The organism is Pseudomonas sp. SDI (assembly GCF_003105155.1).
Lineage (GTDB): Bacteria > Pseudomonadota > Gammaproteobacteria > Pseudomonadales > Pseudomonadaceae > Aquipseudomonas.
Genome location: NZ_QETK01000016.1, coordinates 21697 through 34924, shown reverse-complemented (window position 1 = coordinate 34924; position 13228 = coordinate 21697). Strand labels below are relative to the sequence as shown.

The 13228-nt window shown below is 55.9% G+C and carries 10 protein-coding genes and 2 pseudogenes; 5 read left to right on the top strand and 7 right to left on the bottom strand.

The features are described 5' to 3' along the window. Positions 1-122: 122 nt before the first annotated feature. Entirely contained in the window at positions 123-680 is a 558-nt protein-coding gene (locus tag DCO48_RS12495; RefSeq protein WP_116550917.1) for a type 4 pilus major pilin, read from the top strand. 142 nt (positions 681-822) lie between these two features. Here DCO48_RS12495 and DCO48_RS12490 read toward each other — a convergent pair whose 3' ends face one another. Next, positions 823-1830 (bottom strand): replication initiation protein, encoded by a 1008-nt coding sequence (locus DCO48_RS12490; protein ID WP_116550916.1) that lies wholly within the window; start codon positions 1828-1830, stop codon positions 823-825. A gap of 196 nt (positions 1831-2026) precedes the next feature. After that, on the bottom strand, positions 2027-3676 hold the full coding sequence (locus DCO48_RS12485; protein WP_116550915.1) for a hypothetical protein: 1650 nt from the start codon (positions 3674-3676) through the stop codon (positions 2027-2029). A 440-nt stretch (positions 3677-4116) separates the two neighbouring features. On the opposite strand from DCO48_RS12485, the gene DCO48_RS12480 reads away from it, so the two are divergent. Further along, the gene (locus tag DCO48_RS12480; RefSeq protein ID WP_116550914.1) at positions 4117-5235 is read left to right on the top strand and encodes a DNA methyltransferase; all 1119 of its coding nucleotides are present in this window, start codon (positions 4117-4119) and stop codon (positions 5233-5235) included. A gap of 3 nt (positions 5236-5238) precedes the next feature. Here the strand turns inward: DCO48_RS12480 and DCO48_RS12475 are convergent, their stop codons facing one another. Next, the gene (locus DCO48_RS12475; protein ID WP_218276124.1) at positions 5239-5862 is read right to left on the bottom strand and encodes a hypothetical protein; all 624 of its coding nucleotides are present in this window, start codon (positions 5860-5862) and stop codon (positions 5239-5241) included. Positions 5863-5985: 123 nt separating this feature from the next. Between DCO48_RS12475 and DCO48_RS12470 the strand changes: the two are divergent. After that, positions 5986-6531: pseudogene (locus tag DCO48_RS12470) on the top strand (ATP-binding protein); the annotation flags it as partial. A gap of 46 nt (positions 6532-6577) precedes the next feature. On the opposite strand, the gene DCO48_RS12465 reads toward DCO48_RS12470, so the two are convergent. Together DCO48_RS12465 and DCO48_RS12460 are read right to left on the bottom strand one after the other, a co-directional pair. Continuing rightward, positions 6578-6880 carry a hypothetical protein gene (locus DCO48_RS12465; RefSeq protein ID WP_116550911.1) on the bottom strand — a complete coding sequence of 101 codons (303 nt, stop codon included), beginning with the start codon at positions 6878-6880 and terminating at the stop codon, positions 6578-6580. A 2-nt stretch (positions 6881-6882) separates the two neighbouring features. Beyond that, on the bottom strand, positions 6883-8265 hold the full coding sequence (locus DCO48_RS12460; RefSeq protein WP_116550910.1) for a hypothetical protein: 1383 nt from the start codon (positions 8263-8265) through the stop codon (positions 6883-6885). Between the two features lie 213 nt (positions 8266-8478). Here DCO48_RS12460 and DCO48_RS12455 point away from each other — a divergent pair. Continuing rightward, positions 8479-9269, top strand: a pseudogene (locus tag DCO48_RS12455) (mechanosensitive ion channel family protein). A 3-nt stretch (positions 9270-9272) separates the two neighbouring features. Here DCO48_RS12455 and DCO48_RS12450 read toward each other — a convergent pair. Together DCO48_RS12450 and DCO48_RS12445 are read right to left on the bottom strand one after the other, a co-directional pair. Continuing rightward, positions 9273-10559, bottom strand: a complete 1287-nt coding sequence (locus DCO48_RS12450; RefSeq protein WP_116550909.1) for an FAD-binding oxidoreductase — start codon at positions 10557-10559, stop codon at positions 9273-9275. Positions 10560-10648: 89 nt separating this feature from the next. Next, entirely contained in the window at positions 10649-12139 is a 1491-nt protein-coding gene (locus DCO48_RS12445) for an aldehyde dehydrogenase family protein (RefSeq protein WP_116550908.1), read from the bottom strand. A gap of 139 nt (positions 12140-12278) precedes the next feature. On the opposite strand from DCO48_RS12445, the gene DCO48_RS12440 reads away from it, so the two are divergent. Continuing rightward, the gene (locus tag DCO48_RS12440; protein WP_116550990.1) at positions 12279-13178 is read left to right on the top strand and encodes a LysR substrate-binding domain-containing protein; all 900 of its coding nucleotides are present in this window, start codon (positions 12279-12281) and stop codon (positions 13176-13178) included. Positions 13179-13228 lie beyond the last annotated feature (50 nt).

Below are 13228 nucleotides of genomic sequence, written 5' to 3'. Positions count from 1 at the left end.
GGCTCAGTTTAATAACAACAAAAAACACAAGCTACATTTAGGTTAACATTTCAATTTCCAATAGCAAGGCTATTTATAAAAAATAAGTGATAGCATGTTATATATAACAAAAAATCACAACAATGATAAAAAACAAAAAAGACCTCGCGGGTCTTACCTTAATTGAAGCGTTAATCTGGTTCGCAATATTTGCGGCAGTGGTTGCTGGGGTATTCGCACTTTACTCCCAATCGAGAAATTCAAGCAACGCATCAACTGTCAACAAAGAACTATCAACAATTTTCGCCCAAACTGAGCAACTATTTGCATCGGAAGATACTGCGCAATTGACATCTGGTGGAAATACATTAGCAATGAACCTTGGAATTTATCCAAGCAGTTTAAAAACAGCCAAGGGCAGCACTGATGTTCAGAATGTATTCGGTGGCAAGGTAACTATCTCAGGACAAACCCCCAGTGGTTTCACTGTAACCTACACAAACATTCCGAGAGGCGAAGTCTGTGCAAATATTGTTAAAGCTCAGAAAGCAGTTGGCTGGGATAGCGTAATCGACGGCAACGTAAAATATAATGAAGATTATAAGATATCCGACGTATCGACAAACTGCGGAAGTAATGGAAGCGGAGTAATCAGTTTGGATTTCGTCAGAGAGAACGCTAATGGTGGAACCGGAACATAAATATAATGGATAAATGACCGCCTTAGATGGGCGGCTTTTATTTTCCGAAACTTACCTATGAACTGGGATAAATCCTCGCCAAGATACTCCCCCTACGGGGCTATTATCCCTGATATAGTAAAAGTGCAACTTTAGTGCCAAATTACACACCACTCACTTCAATTAGACCTTGGCTTTTCTTCCTGTAATACGTTCTGCGGCTCATATTCATTTTCTCCCAAGGCTTATTTTGTGCCTCTATCGGACGTTCCGCATCCACATTATTCTCCTTTCTATAATAATAAGTCCTTTTCGGAATACCTTCTTCTTCCCAAGGCTTGCTATCGACATAGATAAGATTTGCAGAGCTTTTCTGCCTCGACTGTTTAGCCCTCTCGCTTTTCAACTCATTAAGCCTTTCTATTGAGAAATTACGGTTTACAAAGCGATAGACGCTATCAGCAATGGTATCAACCTCTCTGCGCCCTAATTGACACTCAAAGTTATTGAATTGCTCCGCCTGTTCATGGATCACTGATTGCAGCTCTGCGGGGTGATGGTGCTGCCAATTGTTATATGCCCAGACTCGCAAATTGTCGAACAGAGTGCAGTTCCTACCAGATGCAAAACCATCCTCTATGTTTTTCTTCTTTTTGGCTTCGCGTTGTTTTTTGACGAGATCTTTATCTACAAATTCGTTTAGGTAGTCCAGGTCATACGGCTGATCAGCGAATGAAAGAACTTTAAAGGCAGATGAGTTAAATGGATTCTTTGTCAGCAGCCCGTTGTAGTTCATATCTGCGCCTACTCTGACTGCAAGCCCATGCTCTACATCAGAGCAGTATTTAAGAGGCTTTAAACGGCCACTCACGTCGATTTTGACGGATGTATTTAGTATGTATGTCATGTGGGAGCGACCATTATCCAGATTTCTGACTATCAGATGCGGCGGTGGCAAGCCTTTATCTGACCAATCAAGCACACTCATATCACTATCCAAATCCAAGATTATAAAATATTTATGGGTTAATGAATTAGGTTGAAGATAAGTAGCCTTCAAAGCTGAATTTAAAGAGCCGACTTGCTTGCCGAATGTATAGTTGTTCGTATGGTATGGTTTTGGTGGAAGTTTTGACTTGTAAAGTTCAAGGGCTGTTTCGGTATCACGCATATTCTCCTCTAAAATTATTATTTTTAGGAGAAGATTACGTTTTACCCTTGCAACTGAATTCTTAAATGTTAAACTGAATTAGCAATCAGATAATGTAGAAATTAAATAGCTTGCCGGCCCGTAATCTCTACTCCTTTATATAAACTAACATTTACCCTTTAAAGTGCAAATTTTAAGGGGTTTGTTTTTTGTGCGCCTAATTTTTTGGTTTGATTATCATCCTCCTTACCTCATTGGATTTTGGAATGTCAGGGAAAATCTCCTGATATTTATCCAATACAGTTAGTTGATTATCGACCTCGATTTCGGCAGTCTTGGTATATTTCTTTTCTTTCGTCTTATCATTTGTAGCAACTCGTTCAAAAGCGCTTTGAGCTTGTTTGAGGAATTTATCTTGGATCTCTTTGCGTCTATCTGCAAAAAGCTCGCCGATCCATCCAACTACGCCATCTATCAGATGGGATAGATTCGTCCTGAATAGCTCTAACGTCGCTTGCTCGCGGGCTATCTCGGCACGGATGCGGGCGGATTCAGCAGTATTGTTCACGATTGTCTGCTGGCTAATAGCAGATCTACGACGATAAGCATCGGCTTGTTCGTATTCTTCGGCTGTGGCCTGTTCTGCAAGCCTCTGACGCTCTGCGGCGTCCTTTGCAGACTTCTTGGCCTGCTCTGCCTTTGAGATCTGTGTGGACACGTATTGCTTGGCTTTTTGGGTGAAGTCCTTCGCTTCGGCTGCTTGTTTTTGTGCCTGATCTCTTTTTTCTTTTACCTGCTGATATAAGCTAAATTCGCGTTCTGATTTAGGCTTTCTTGCCTCTCCGTTGATATATCTGAGCTTGCTCATGTGCTCCTGAGTTTTTTCGTGCTTTTGGGCACGATAAAGAGTGTTTTTCAAAAGTTTGTTATTGGTGTGCGCATAGAACATATCTTGCAAATAGCCGAATAAAAGTTGGGACTCCAAATAATCTGGCTTTTCGCTGATGTGATCTGTTCCAGGTCTAACCTTATCAAGGTAGGCATTCACTAATTTGATTTGTGTTTCACGCAAATCATAACGCCCGGTTTTACTGTTTTTCGTCGAGATAAATAGGTGCGGGTGGTCGCTGTGATCTGTTAGGTCTGCGTCTTCATCCCCATGCAGGACGATAAAATGGATCGGGTAATTTGGAAAAGCGGCTTGATAAAAGTCCTTAATCAGATCAATGCGTTTTTCTGGGCTTATACCCTTCACCTCGTTTCGAGCAGGAAACTTGAAGAACGCTTCTTGGATGACTGCCTGATTTTTCTTGATCAGCGGTTTAGGGCCACGCTCTATCTCGTTATGGCAATCGAGAAACTGCCTTGCAGTGTCGAGCTTCTGGCTTTTGCGCTTAATATCGAACTGATCAAGGTCGGATAGAAGCCGTTCAGTATCCGCAATGCCTGACACGTTCAAAATGTTCTGAAAGGCAAGGATGCTACCTTCGTCAGTTTCTTTCTTACTGGCATTCTTTACCGTGTTTTTTAGCTTGGCTCGCAGCGCTATAAGTTCAGCTCTGTTGCTTTTGTCGATAGTTGGTGATTCCGCCTCATCGGTTATTTGGGCAAGAAGTGCTTCCCTCTTTTCCTTCGGATAATCGTCGAGCTTTATCGTTCCGGTTTCTGGTAGCCAGATTAGATTTAAGTTTGATTGCTCATCGAACCATTCCAGCTTCTTGGGCTGGCTTGCTGGAATGCGCAGAGAGTGGCGCAGACTCTTGAACAACTGACGACGGCCACCATGCCCATTGGTGGATTTTTTCTTGATCTCATTCGTATAGTTCAGCGTTTTGAAAATCATTGAAGTTATTTTTTTGCCATTCATTTTATCCTCATGTTGATAGTTAATTTTGAGTCCACACGGCTTTTGCTTCTGCCCTTCCGGCAAGGAACCCGTGCTTATTACCGGAAGCGAAGCGTCTTAACGAAGTTAAGTCTGGTAATAAGCCCAACGGGTTAACCATATGCGGACTTAATCAGTTTAACATTTCAAAAATGGATCTCGGTCTGCTTTTGCTTTTAGCCGGACTTGTTCGGCTGGCCCTGACTTGTTAGGGCTGCTTTGGGCTGGATTTGTCCAGCCTGCACGAATGTGTTCGTGCTGCTTTTAAGGCGTAGCCGTGAAAGGTGCCCAAGCTTGCTTGGGTGGCTTTGACGGCTGATCAATGCGGGGATTTCGACTTTTGTGACGTCCAGACGTCAGGTAATCTTGACGTCTGGACGTCAGATCTATAACCTGACTTCGCTCATTAAGGATGAACGAAAATGTCAGTCGCACCGGGTGCTATCAGAGATAAAATCATTTCCTACCTCCAAACCTGTGAGGGGGACGCCTCACCGGCCGAGATTGTGAAAGGAATCTCTCCGAGGTTGGGCAGCGTTTCGTCCTCGTCTGTTCGCTCATACCTGAGCCTGAACACCCCCAAGACGTTCTCACGGACTGCGCCGGGCCGTTATCGCCTGAATCAACCCGGTTTTGACACTGCTCACCAGCTTCGTTTGCCAGTTTCATCCACGACCATTGGGCAAGCCACTCTGGTTCATACTGACTGTTTTGACTGGCTCGCATCTCAACCAGCGGCTTCGGTGCATGCCGTGGTGACAGATCCGCCTTATGGTCTGGTTGAATACACCACCAAGGAAACTGAAAAGCTCCGCTCAGGCCAAGGTGGTATTTGGCGTATTCCTCCATCTTTTGATGGTCACGCTCGCTCACCGCTTCCACGCTTCACTGTTTTGAGTGATCAGGATAGAGAAGCATTGAGGACTTTTTTCACGAAGTTCGGACGTTTGATAGAGCGAGTTCTTGTGCCTGGCGCAAACGTAGTGATCGCATCCAACCCGCTGCTATCGCATATCGTTGCGGACGCATTGAGTTTAGCGGGCCTTGAACTTCGCGGCTACATTGCCCGTCAGGTAATGACGATGCGGGGGGGAGATCGCCCCAAGAATGCACATCACGAGTTTGAAGGCGTATCAGTCATGCCACGCTCCCAGTGGGAGCCGTGGGTGGTTCTGCGGAAACCGCTTGAAGGTCGCGTTCAAGACAATCTTCGCAAATGGAAGACAGGCGGCTTCCGCCGACCAAATGCCGATCAACCGTTTGGGGACGTTATCCGATCTAACCCAACGCCAAGCGCGGAGAAAAAAATTGCTCCGCACCCGTCCCTAAAACCGCAAGCGTTCATGCGCCAACTGGTCAGGGGTGTTTTACCTCTTGGCGAAGGCATCATCCTTGATCCGTTTATGGGCGGCGGTTCGACCCTCGCGGCTGCAAATGCGATTGGGTATAACAGCATTGGTCTTGAAATCGACGAAGGCTTTTACGGATTGGCTGCTGATGCGATTCCACAATTAGCGTCAGTGATTGTCAAACCAGCTTAGCCATTACCGCCCTGTTGAAAGGCCGCGCGAGGGAGCTTTATACACCCAGCCTTCCCGCAATTTTTTAACGCCTTCGGCGTGGAGAGTTGCGGTTCGCGTGCCTAATTCACCTCGTTCGTTCCTACGGAAGTCATCGACCGTAACATACGAAAGATAGACCTCGGTAAACTGCATGGGAAAGCGCTCGCTGACCGGCTGAGTTTCATTATCAATCTCATACACAAATACACACATCCATTGGGCGCGAGCGCCATGCGTATCGACTGCACCACCTTTTTTACGAGTACTTTTTACTTCAACTCCCTCAGTCCCTGATTTTACAGAGTCATTAGCGTAAACACCTCTTTTAACTAAATCGGGATGCCCGTTAAAGTAGGTATTTTCTACAAGCGTTCTGGAAGAGTTAGCCAGAGTTGCCGTAATCATGTCAGAGATTAAGCCAGACATCATCGCTGGTCGGGCCATGTCATCCATTCTGCGCAATCCTTTTCCGGCAAGTGTGTTATTCACATCACCAAAAAAATCATACACATCCTGCATTGCATGCTCGAAATCGATCAGTCTCAAGTCATAAGGCAATTCGATATTCGGATTGAACCCGTTCCGATCAATCACATTCCTCTTCATCAAGAACCTCTTCCTTGATCACTATTTCGTAGGTTGGGATGGCTGAACGCCATTGATCCGCCCACCTTATCAAATCCAGCATCCGAGCAGAACCTTGACGTAAATGTGTGAGATTCACCCCTACCATTGGAGTCGGGCGAAATCGTGATTGCCCGAGCCAAGGACAAGATCCGCTTTCCGGCGCGCTTCCAACTGGTGGCGGCGATGAACCCGTGCCCCTGCGGCTACCTGGGCGACCCGAGCGGGCGTTGCCGCTGTGGCAGCGAGCAGATCCAGCGCTACCGCAATAAATTGTCCGGGCCGCTGCTCGACCGTATCGACCTGCACCTGACCGTGGCGCGCGAGCCCACCGCCCTGTCGCCCGGCGAGCACAACGGCGAAAGCAGCGCCAGCGTCGCCGCGCGGGTGGCGGCGGCGCGGCAGATTCAGCAGCAGCGGCAGGGCTGCGCCAATGCCTTTCTCGACTTGCCGGGGCTGCGTGCGCACTGTCCGTTATCCACAGCCGATGCGCGCTGGCTGGAAAACGCCTGCGAACGGCTGACACTGTCACTCCGGGCGGCGCATCGGCTACTGAAGGTCGCGCGGACACTGGCCGATCTGGAGCAGGTGGCAGACCTGAAACGCGAGCATGTGGCGGAAGCGTTGCAGTATCGGCCGGTGAATCAGTAGCCGCGGCCAGGCCTCGCCATGGCGAGACCCGACGTTGGCTGACTGCTCAGTGGAAATGGTGAATGATTTCTTTGGCAATGGCCTTCACTTGCGCCAGGCTTTTGCGGTCTTCGGGCAGCTCGGGGCTCTGCAGTTCGCCAGTGAGGTACTCCGCAAAGCCGTCCTCGTCATAGATCACCTCATGCGGTGAAGCGTCCTCACGGCCATCGTGGATACCCTTGACGATGCTCACCGCACTAGCGCGGTCGTGGCCCTGCTGCACCAGGGCTGCGGCCTCAAGTGCCTTCAGTTGCCGCATAGATTCCTCGAAGTCTTCCATTTGTTGCTCCAGGTGCAAGTCGCTGCTCATATTTACCTCGGGTTCAGGGGGTTGGGTGGCGTGTTGGCCAGCAGTTCTTCATGAAAACGCTGCAGAATCCTGACCACCGTGTGCGCCGAATACGCTTTGAGCTGTTTCGGTATCCGGGCAAAAAACTCGGTCCTTCGTACCTTGGCGCGTCCATGCTCTGCGACTGCGCTGAACGTGCCCATGCCCTCTTCGGTTTCTACCCAAAGCGCCATGGAGGCCGCACTGCACAGCAATACCCGCAGTGACGGGTCAATCGGCCCAGGTCTGCCATCCAGGGCAGTCTTTACCAGGGCCTTGAAAGCCTGGTATGCCGATACTTCGCGCGTGCCGCGGCCCATTACCGTCACCGGCCACTTGGCTTTGTTGCGCCGCATCTGCTGCGCCACCGTGGTCGCAATCGCCAGCTCCCGCGGGTATCGATCCGCCGAAGGCTGCGGCAGGCGGGCGTAGTGCAGGTACAGGTCCAACAGGACCCGGCCCTGACTGACGATGTCCTTGGCCATCACCCGCCGATCCAGATCAAGCAGTCTGCGTACCGCAGCACGCACCCCGTCGATGCTATCCGGCAGGTCGAGCTCACCGATGTTTTTCGGAATAAACTCGCCCACCCGCTGCAGGACATGCGCGTGGGTCGCTGCAGTACCCGTCCAGTAGCGGTTCTCATCGCCAAGGACGTTGAGTTTCAACAGCCGCGAGCGCACCGACTCCGTGTCCCGATCCGGCGCGAACTCGCCGCATACGCGGGTGAACAGGGCCTCGGCATCGGCCAGCGCCTCGTCGAAGGCGAAATCTGCGGGCAGTGATGCAGGCCAGTAGCCGTAGCCATGTTCAGGATGACGGCTGCCGGTTTTGTAGTTGTGCGCGTAAATCCGCTGCCGCTGGTGGTTGGTGATATAGGTATTCAGGCACTGATTGGCCATGGCCAATGCCGACGTGATCCGGTCGCCCCGGCCGCCGTCCTGCAGGTCCATCAGGTTTTCGAACACCGGGAAATCCGGGTCGCGCCGATGCATGCCGGCCAGCAGGGATTGGTAGATCATGTTCTGCAGCGCGTGATTGCGTTGAAGCATCTCGTCGCTGCCAGCCTCTGAAGCCTGCGCCTCAAGGATGCCCGCGCGGTCGAAGTCATACAGCCGCAGCCACTGCGGCGTCTCGATGCCTGCCATATGGCACAGGGTCAGCAAGCGCATGCGCTCGTGCGGCTCGATCCGGCTTAGCGGGAAGTCAGCCTGCTCCATCCATTGCAGAAAGCTGCGGGTGGAGAACTCGCAATCGAAAAGCGGAACAATGAACGCGGACAATTTCTCATCCGTGCAATCGGCCGCCGGGATGGGCGCACGGTGGTAAGGCAGATAGGGGCTGTCGTCGGGCGTGGGCTGGCGCATGTGATCGGACCTGATGTCGTTGAGTGATCACAGCCTACCGCGTCCTCCGCCGGCATCACGAAATGGCGGAAATTGACGACGCTCGAATGCGCCCAATTGCCACCCAGGATTGCCTCGCTGTGGGCGCCGCAGTGCCCTTGCCGGCGATCAGGCCAGTAGTATTTCCCGGCAACCTGCTCTTTACTTGCAACACCCTACCGCCCCGAGGCTGGCATGCCTGCATTCCTCCACGATTTCCCCCTGCTGATCGGCACCACCCTGCTGCTGCTCGACCTGCTGCTATGGCGCGCCATCCCGCCGGAACAACGCCACTGGCGCATCGCCGCGCGAGTCGTGGCGTTCCTGCTGTTCAGCTGGGTGCTGATCGACGCCGGCATGAGCCCGCTGCAACCACCGCCCTGGGCCGACGACGTGGCGCGCAACCTGCTGGCCACCCTGCTCGAAATCGTCTGGTGGCTGTTCGCCGCGCGCACCCTCAGCGTGGTCCTCGGCCTGATGCTGATTGCCCGCAGCGGCCACACCGGGCGCCTGCTACAAGACGTGGTCGGCGCAGTGATCTTCCTGATCGCCATCGTCGCCGCCGCAGCCTACGTGATGCAACTGCCGGTCAAAGGCCTGCTGGCCACCTCCGGGGTGATGGCCATCGTCCTCGGCCTGGCCCTGCAAAGCACCCTCAGCGACGTGTTCTCCGGTATCGTCCTGAACACCACCCGGCCCTACCAGATCGATGACGTGATCGCTATCGACGGCACTGAAGGCAAGGTCATCGACATCGACTGGTACTCGATGGCAACAGTTCCAATGCCGAGTTTCGCAGCCTGACCAGTTGCACCCTCTACCGCATCGACAAGAACGACGTGCGCGGCTGCCTGGAACAACGTGGCGAGGTACTGGCGGCGCTGAACAAGCTACAGCGCTTCCGCCAGCAGGCCAGCCAGTCACTCTTGCTGCAGAAGCCAGCCGCCGTGAAGAAAGGCGGCTTCCTCAGCTGGCTGCACAAGTAGCGCCTACAGCACCACCCGCAGGCACTGCCCGGCGTGATAGAGCGAGAAGCCGGTTTCATACAGGCCGGTGCGTAACGACGGCGCCGACACCGGTTTCATCGGCGAGAACGGAATCGGCAGCGCGTCGGGATCGTCCTGCATCAGGTACTGGGCGAAGGCCTTGCCGATCACTGTGCCGGTGGTGTTGCCGCGACCGTTGTAGCCGGTAACGGCCACCACCCCCGGTGCCGGCTCGAACAGGCGCATCAGGTGATCCGGGGTGAAGTCGATGCAGCCGGTCCAGTGCATCTCCCACTCGACCTTGCCCAGCTGCGGGAAGTAATGGCTCTGAATGCGGTCGGCCCAGCTGCGGATGAACCACGCCGGCTTGTTGTCGACCCGGCCCATGCTGCCAAGCAGCAGGCGGCCCTGATCGTCGCGCCGGATGCTGCTGAGCACGGTGCGCGTATCCCACGAGCCCTGGCCGTGCTTGAGCACGTTATCGGCGGCGCTGCCATGCAGCGGCAGCGACGCCACTTGATAGTAATAGCCACGGAAATAGTGCCGTTGCAGGTCGCTCCAGTCGCCTTCGGTGTACGCCCCGGTGGAGATCACCACCTTGTCGGCGAGCACGGCGCCACGGTCGGTTTTCACGCACCAGCCGCTGCCGGCGCGCTCCAGCCCTTTGACTGGCGACTGCTGGAAGATCTGCCCGCCCAGGCGGCGCACGGCACTGGCCAGGCCCAGGGTGTAAGCCATCGGGTTGATGGTGCCGGCGCGGCGGTCGAGCAGCGCGGCGGAGATCTTGTCGGTGCCGCAATACGCCTGGCAGCGCGCGCCGGTCAGCAACTCGACGTCGGCGCCGCGGCGACTCCATTGCGCGTGACGGGCTTGCAGGTCGGCCTCGCCGCTGGCGTTGTGGGCCATGTGCAGGGTGCCCTGGTGGCGGGCCTGGCAGTCGATGCCGAGGCGTTCGATGGTGGCGAAGACTTCGCCGGGGGCGTCGCCCAGCACTTTGTTCAGGCGGCTGCCGTGCGGCTGGCCGAGGGTGGCTTCGACGTCGTCGGGGCGAATCCAGGTGCCGGCGTTGACCAGCCCGACGTTACGCCCGGAACCGCCGTGGCCGATTTTCCAGGCTTCGAGCAAGATCACCGACTTGCCTTGTTCCAGCAGGTGGAGGGCGGCGGACAGGCCGGTGATGCCACCACCGATCACGCAGACGTCGGCGCGGGCCTCGCCGGCCAAGGCTTCGGCAGTTGCCGCCGACGGTGTAACGAACTCCCACAGACACTCTCGACGCAGTTCGGTCATGGCCGGCTCCGCTGTTGTTCTTGGTCTTCTATCGGTGCTGCTGCCTATCGCGGGACGCGGCGGGTCGCCGCGTCCCGCGATGAAGGCGCTCAGTCGAACACAATCCCCTGTGCCAACGGAAGCTCGCGCGAGTAGTTCACGGTGTTGGTCTGCCGGCGCATGTAAGCCTTCCACGCGTCCGAGCCGGACTCGCGCCCGCCGCCGGTTTCCTTCTCGCCGCCAAACGCCCCGCCAATCTCCGCGCCGCTGGTGCCGATGTTGACGTTGGCGATCCCGCAGTCGCTGCCCGCCGCACTCTGGAAACGCTCGGCCTCGCGCAGGTCGGTGGTGAAGATGCACGAGGACAGCCCCTGCGGCACCTCGTTGTTCAAGCGCAGCGCTTCGTCGAACTCGTCATACGCCAGCACATAGAGGATCGGCGCAAACGTCTCGTGCCGCACCACCTCGCTCTGCCCCGGCATTTCGACGATCGCCGGCGACACGTAGTAGGCGTTCGGGTACTGCTCGGCCAGTTGCCGCTCGCCACCGAACACCTGACCGCCCTCGTCGCGGGCGCGGGTCAGGGCGTCCTGCATGCCCTGGAACGACGCCTTGTCGATCAGCGGGCCAACCAGGTTGTCCTTGCGCGGATCGCCGATGCGCACCTTGGCGTAGGCAGCCTTGACCTTCGCCACTACCTCGTCCTTGATCGAGCGATGCACGATCAGCCGGCGCAAGGTGGTGCAACGCTGCCCGGCCGTGCCCACGGCGCTGAACAGGATGCCGCGTACGGCCAGGTCGAGATCGGCGCTCGGCGCCAGAATCATCGCGTTGTTGCCGCCCAGCTCCAAGATGCTGCGGCCAAAGCGCGCCGCCACCCGTGGGCCGACTTCGCGGCCCATGCGGGTGCTGCCGGTGGCACTCACCAGCGGTACACGCGGGTCGTCGACCAGCACCTGGCCGGCGTCACGATCACCGATGATCAGTTGGCTCAGGCCCGCCGGCGCATCGCCGAACAGCTTCAGGGCCTTCTCGAACAGCGCCTGGCAGGCCAGCGCGGTCAGCGGGGTTTTCTCCGACGGTTTCCACACCACGGCATTCCCGGCCACCAGCGCCAGCGTGGTGTTCCACGCCCACACCGCCACCGGGAAGTTGAATGCACTGATCACCCCGACCACGCCCAGCGGGTGCCAGGTCTCGCGCATGTGGTGGCCCGGACGCTCGGAGGCGATGGTCAGGCCGTACAGCTGACGCGACAGGCCAACGGCGAAGTCGCAGATGTCGATCATTTCCTGCACTTCGCCGAGGCCTTCCTGGGTGATCTTGCCGGCTTCGATCGAGACCAGCTCACCCAGCGCGGCCTTGTGCTCGCGCAGCACTTCACCGAACAGCCGGATCAGCTCGCCGCGGCGCGGCGCCGGCACATTGCGCCAGGCCTGGAAGGCCTGCGCAGCCTGGTCGATCTTGTTCAGCACCTGCTCCTTGGACTCCAGATACACCGCAGCAATCGCGCTGCCATCGATCGGGGTATGAACCGGGTGGTTGCCGTGGGTATAGGCGCTAGCCGCGACGCCCAGACGTTCAAGCAGTGCATCAACCATGAGTCTTCTCCAGCAAGGCGGTGAAAGGTTGTAATTGTCCTAGGGATCAGTATTAATCCGATCACTCTGGCGCAACAAACGACCTTTATTCAGCACATCATTCCGCCAGGTAATGATCTGCCGGGTGAGCGAGCTTTTCATGTCCAAACGTCTGGTGCCGTCGATGGCCGCCCTGCAATGCTTCGAGGCCGCCGCCCGGCACTTGAGCTTCACCCGTGCCGCCGAGGAGCTGCACCTGACCCAGAGCGCGGTGAGCAAGCAGGTGGCGCAACTGGAGGAAATGCTCCGTCATCACCTGTTCCTGCGCATCCGCCGGCGCCTGCAACTGACCCCGGCCGGCGCGCTGTACCTGGCCGAGGTGAACAAGATCCTCACCCAGGTGGACATGTCCAGCCGTTACATCCTCTCCTACGGCGAGCAGACTGAAGTGCTCAAGGTGGCCACCCAGCCGAGCTTCGGCGTGCGCTGGCTGATCCCCAGCCTCAAGGGGTTCGGCAAGCGCTACCCGAACATCCACCTCGACATCCGCAACGAAATGGAGCCATTCGCCCTGCTCCAGGCCACCGCCGACGTGGTGTTCTTCTATGGCCAGGGCACCTGGCCGGGCGCTACCTGCATCGAACTGTTCGGCGAGGACGTGCTGCCGGTGTGCGCGCCGGAGCTGCTGCAAGGCCGGGTGCTGCAGGATGCCAGCGAGCTGTCCGGGCTGGTGCTGCTGCAAAGCACCTCGCGGCCCGAGGCCTGGCATGAATGGTTCCTCGAACAAGGTCTGCATTCGGCCAACAGCTACCACGGGCCGCGCTTCGACACCTTTTATATGTGCCTGAGCGCCGCCCAGGCCGGCTGCGGCGTGGCGCTGGTGCCGCGCTACCTGGTGGAACAGGAGCTGGCCGAAGGCAAGCTGGTGGTCCCCTGGCAGCACAGCATGCGCAGCAGCGGCGCGCATTTCCTGGCGTTCTCCGAACACGCGGCCGAGGTGCCCAAGGTGCGCAGCCTGGTGAGCTGGATCGAGGAACAGCTCGCCAGCCAAAGGTCCTGAATTTGTGGAATGACAGCTCGACTTTTTTTCGCTTGAACTGAGCCTGCATT

Bases quoted from the DNA above. Each gene is read 5' to 3' on its own strand.
- DCO48_RS12490 (WP_116550916.1), bottom strand. From the start codon at position 1,830: ATGCGTGATACCGAAACAGCCCTTGAACTTTACAAGTCAAAACTTCCA.
- DCO48_RS12480 (WP_116550914.1), top strand. From the start codon at position 4,117: ATGTCAGTCGCACCGGGTGCTATCAGAGATAAAATCATTTCCTACCTC.
- DCO48_RS12495 (WP_116550917.1), top strand. From the start codon at position 123: ATGATAAAAAACAAAAAAGACCTCGCGGGTCTTACCTTAATTGAAGCG.
- DCO48_RS12440 (WP_116550990.1), top strand. From the start codon at position 12,279: ATGTCCAAACGTCTGGTGCCGTCGATGGCCGCCCTGCAATGCTTCGAG.
- DCO48_RS12450 (WP_116550909.1), bottom strand. From the start codon at position 10,559: ATGACCGAACTGCGTCGAGAGTGTCTGTGGGAGTTCGTTACACCGTCG.
- DCO48_RS12445 (WP_116550908.1), bottom strand. From the start codon at position 12,139: ATGGTTGATGCACTGCTTGAACGTCTGGGCGTCGCGGCTAGCGCCTAT.
- DCO48_RS12485 (WP_116550915.1), bottom strand. From the start codon at position 3,676: ATGAATGGCAAAAAAATAACTTCAATGATTTTCAAAACGCTGAACTAT.
- DCO48_RS12460 (WP_116550910.1), bottom strand. From the start codon at position 8,265: ATGCGCCAGCCCACGCCCGACGACAGCCCCTATCTGCCTTACCACCGT.
- DCO48_RS12475 (WP_218276124.1), bottom strand. From the start codon at position 5,862: ATGAAGAGGAATGTGATTGATCGGAACGGGTTCAATCCGAATATCGAA.
- DCO48_RS12465 (WP_116550911.1), bottom strand. From the start codon at position 6,880: ATGAGCAGCGACTTGCACCTGGAGCAACAAATGGAAGACTTCGAGGAA.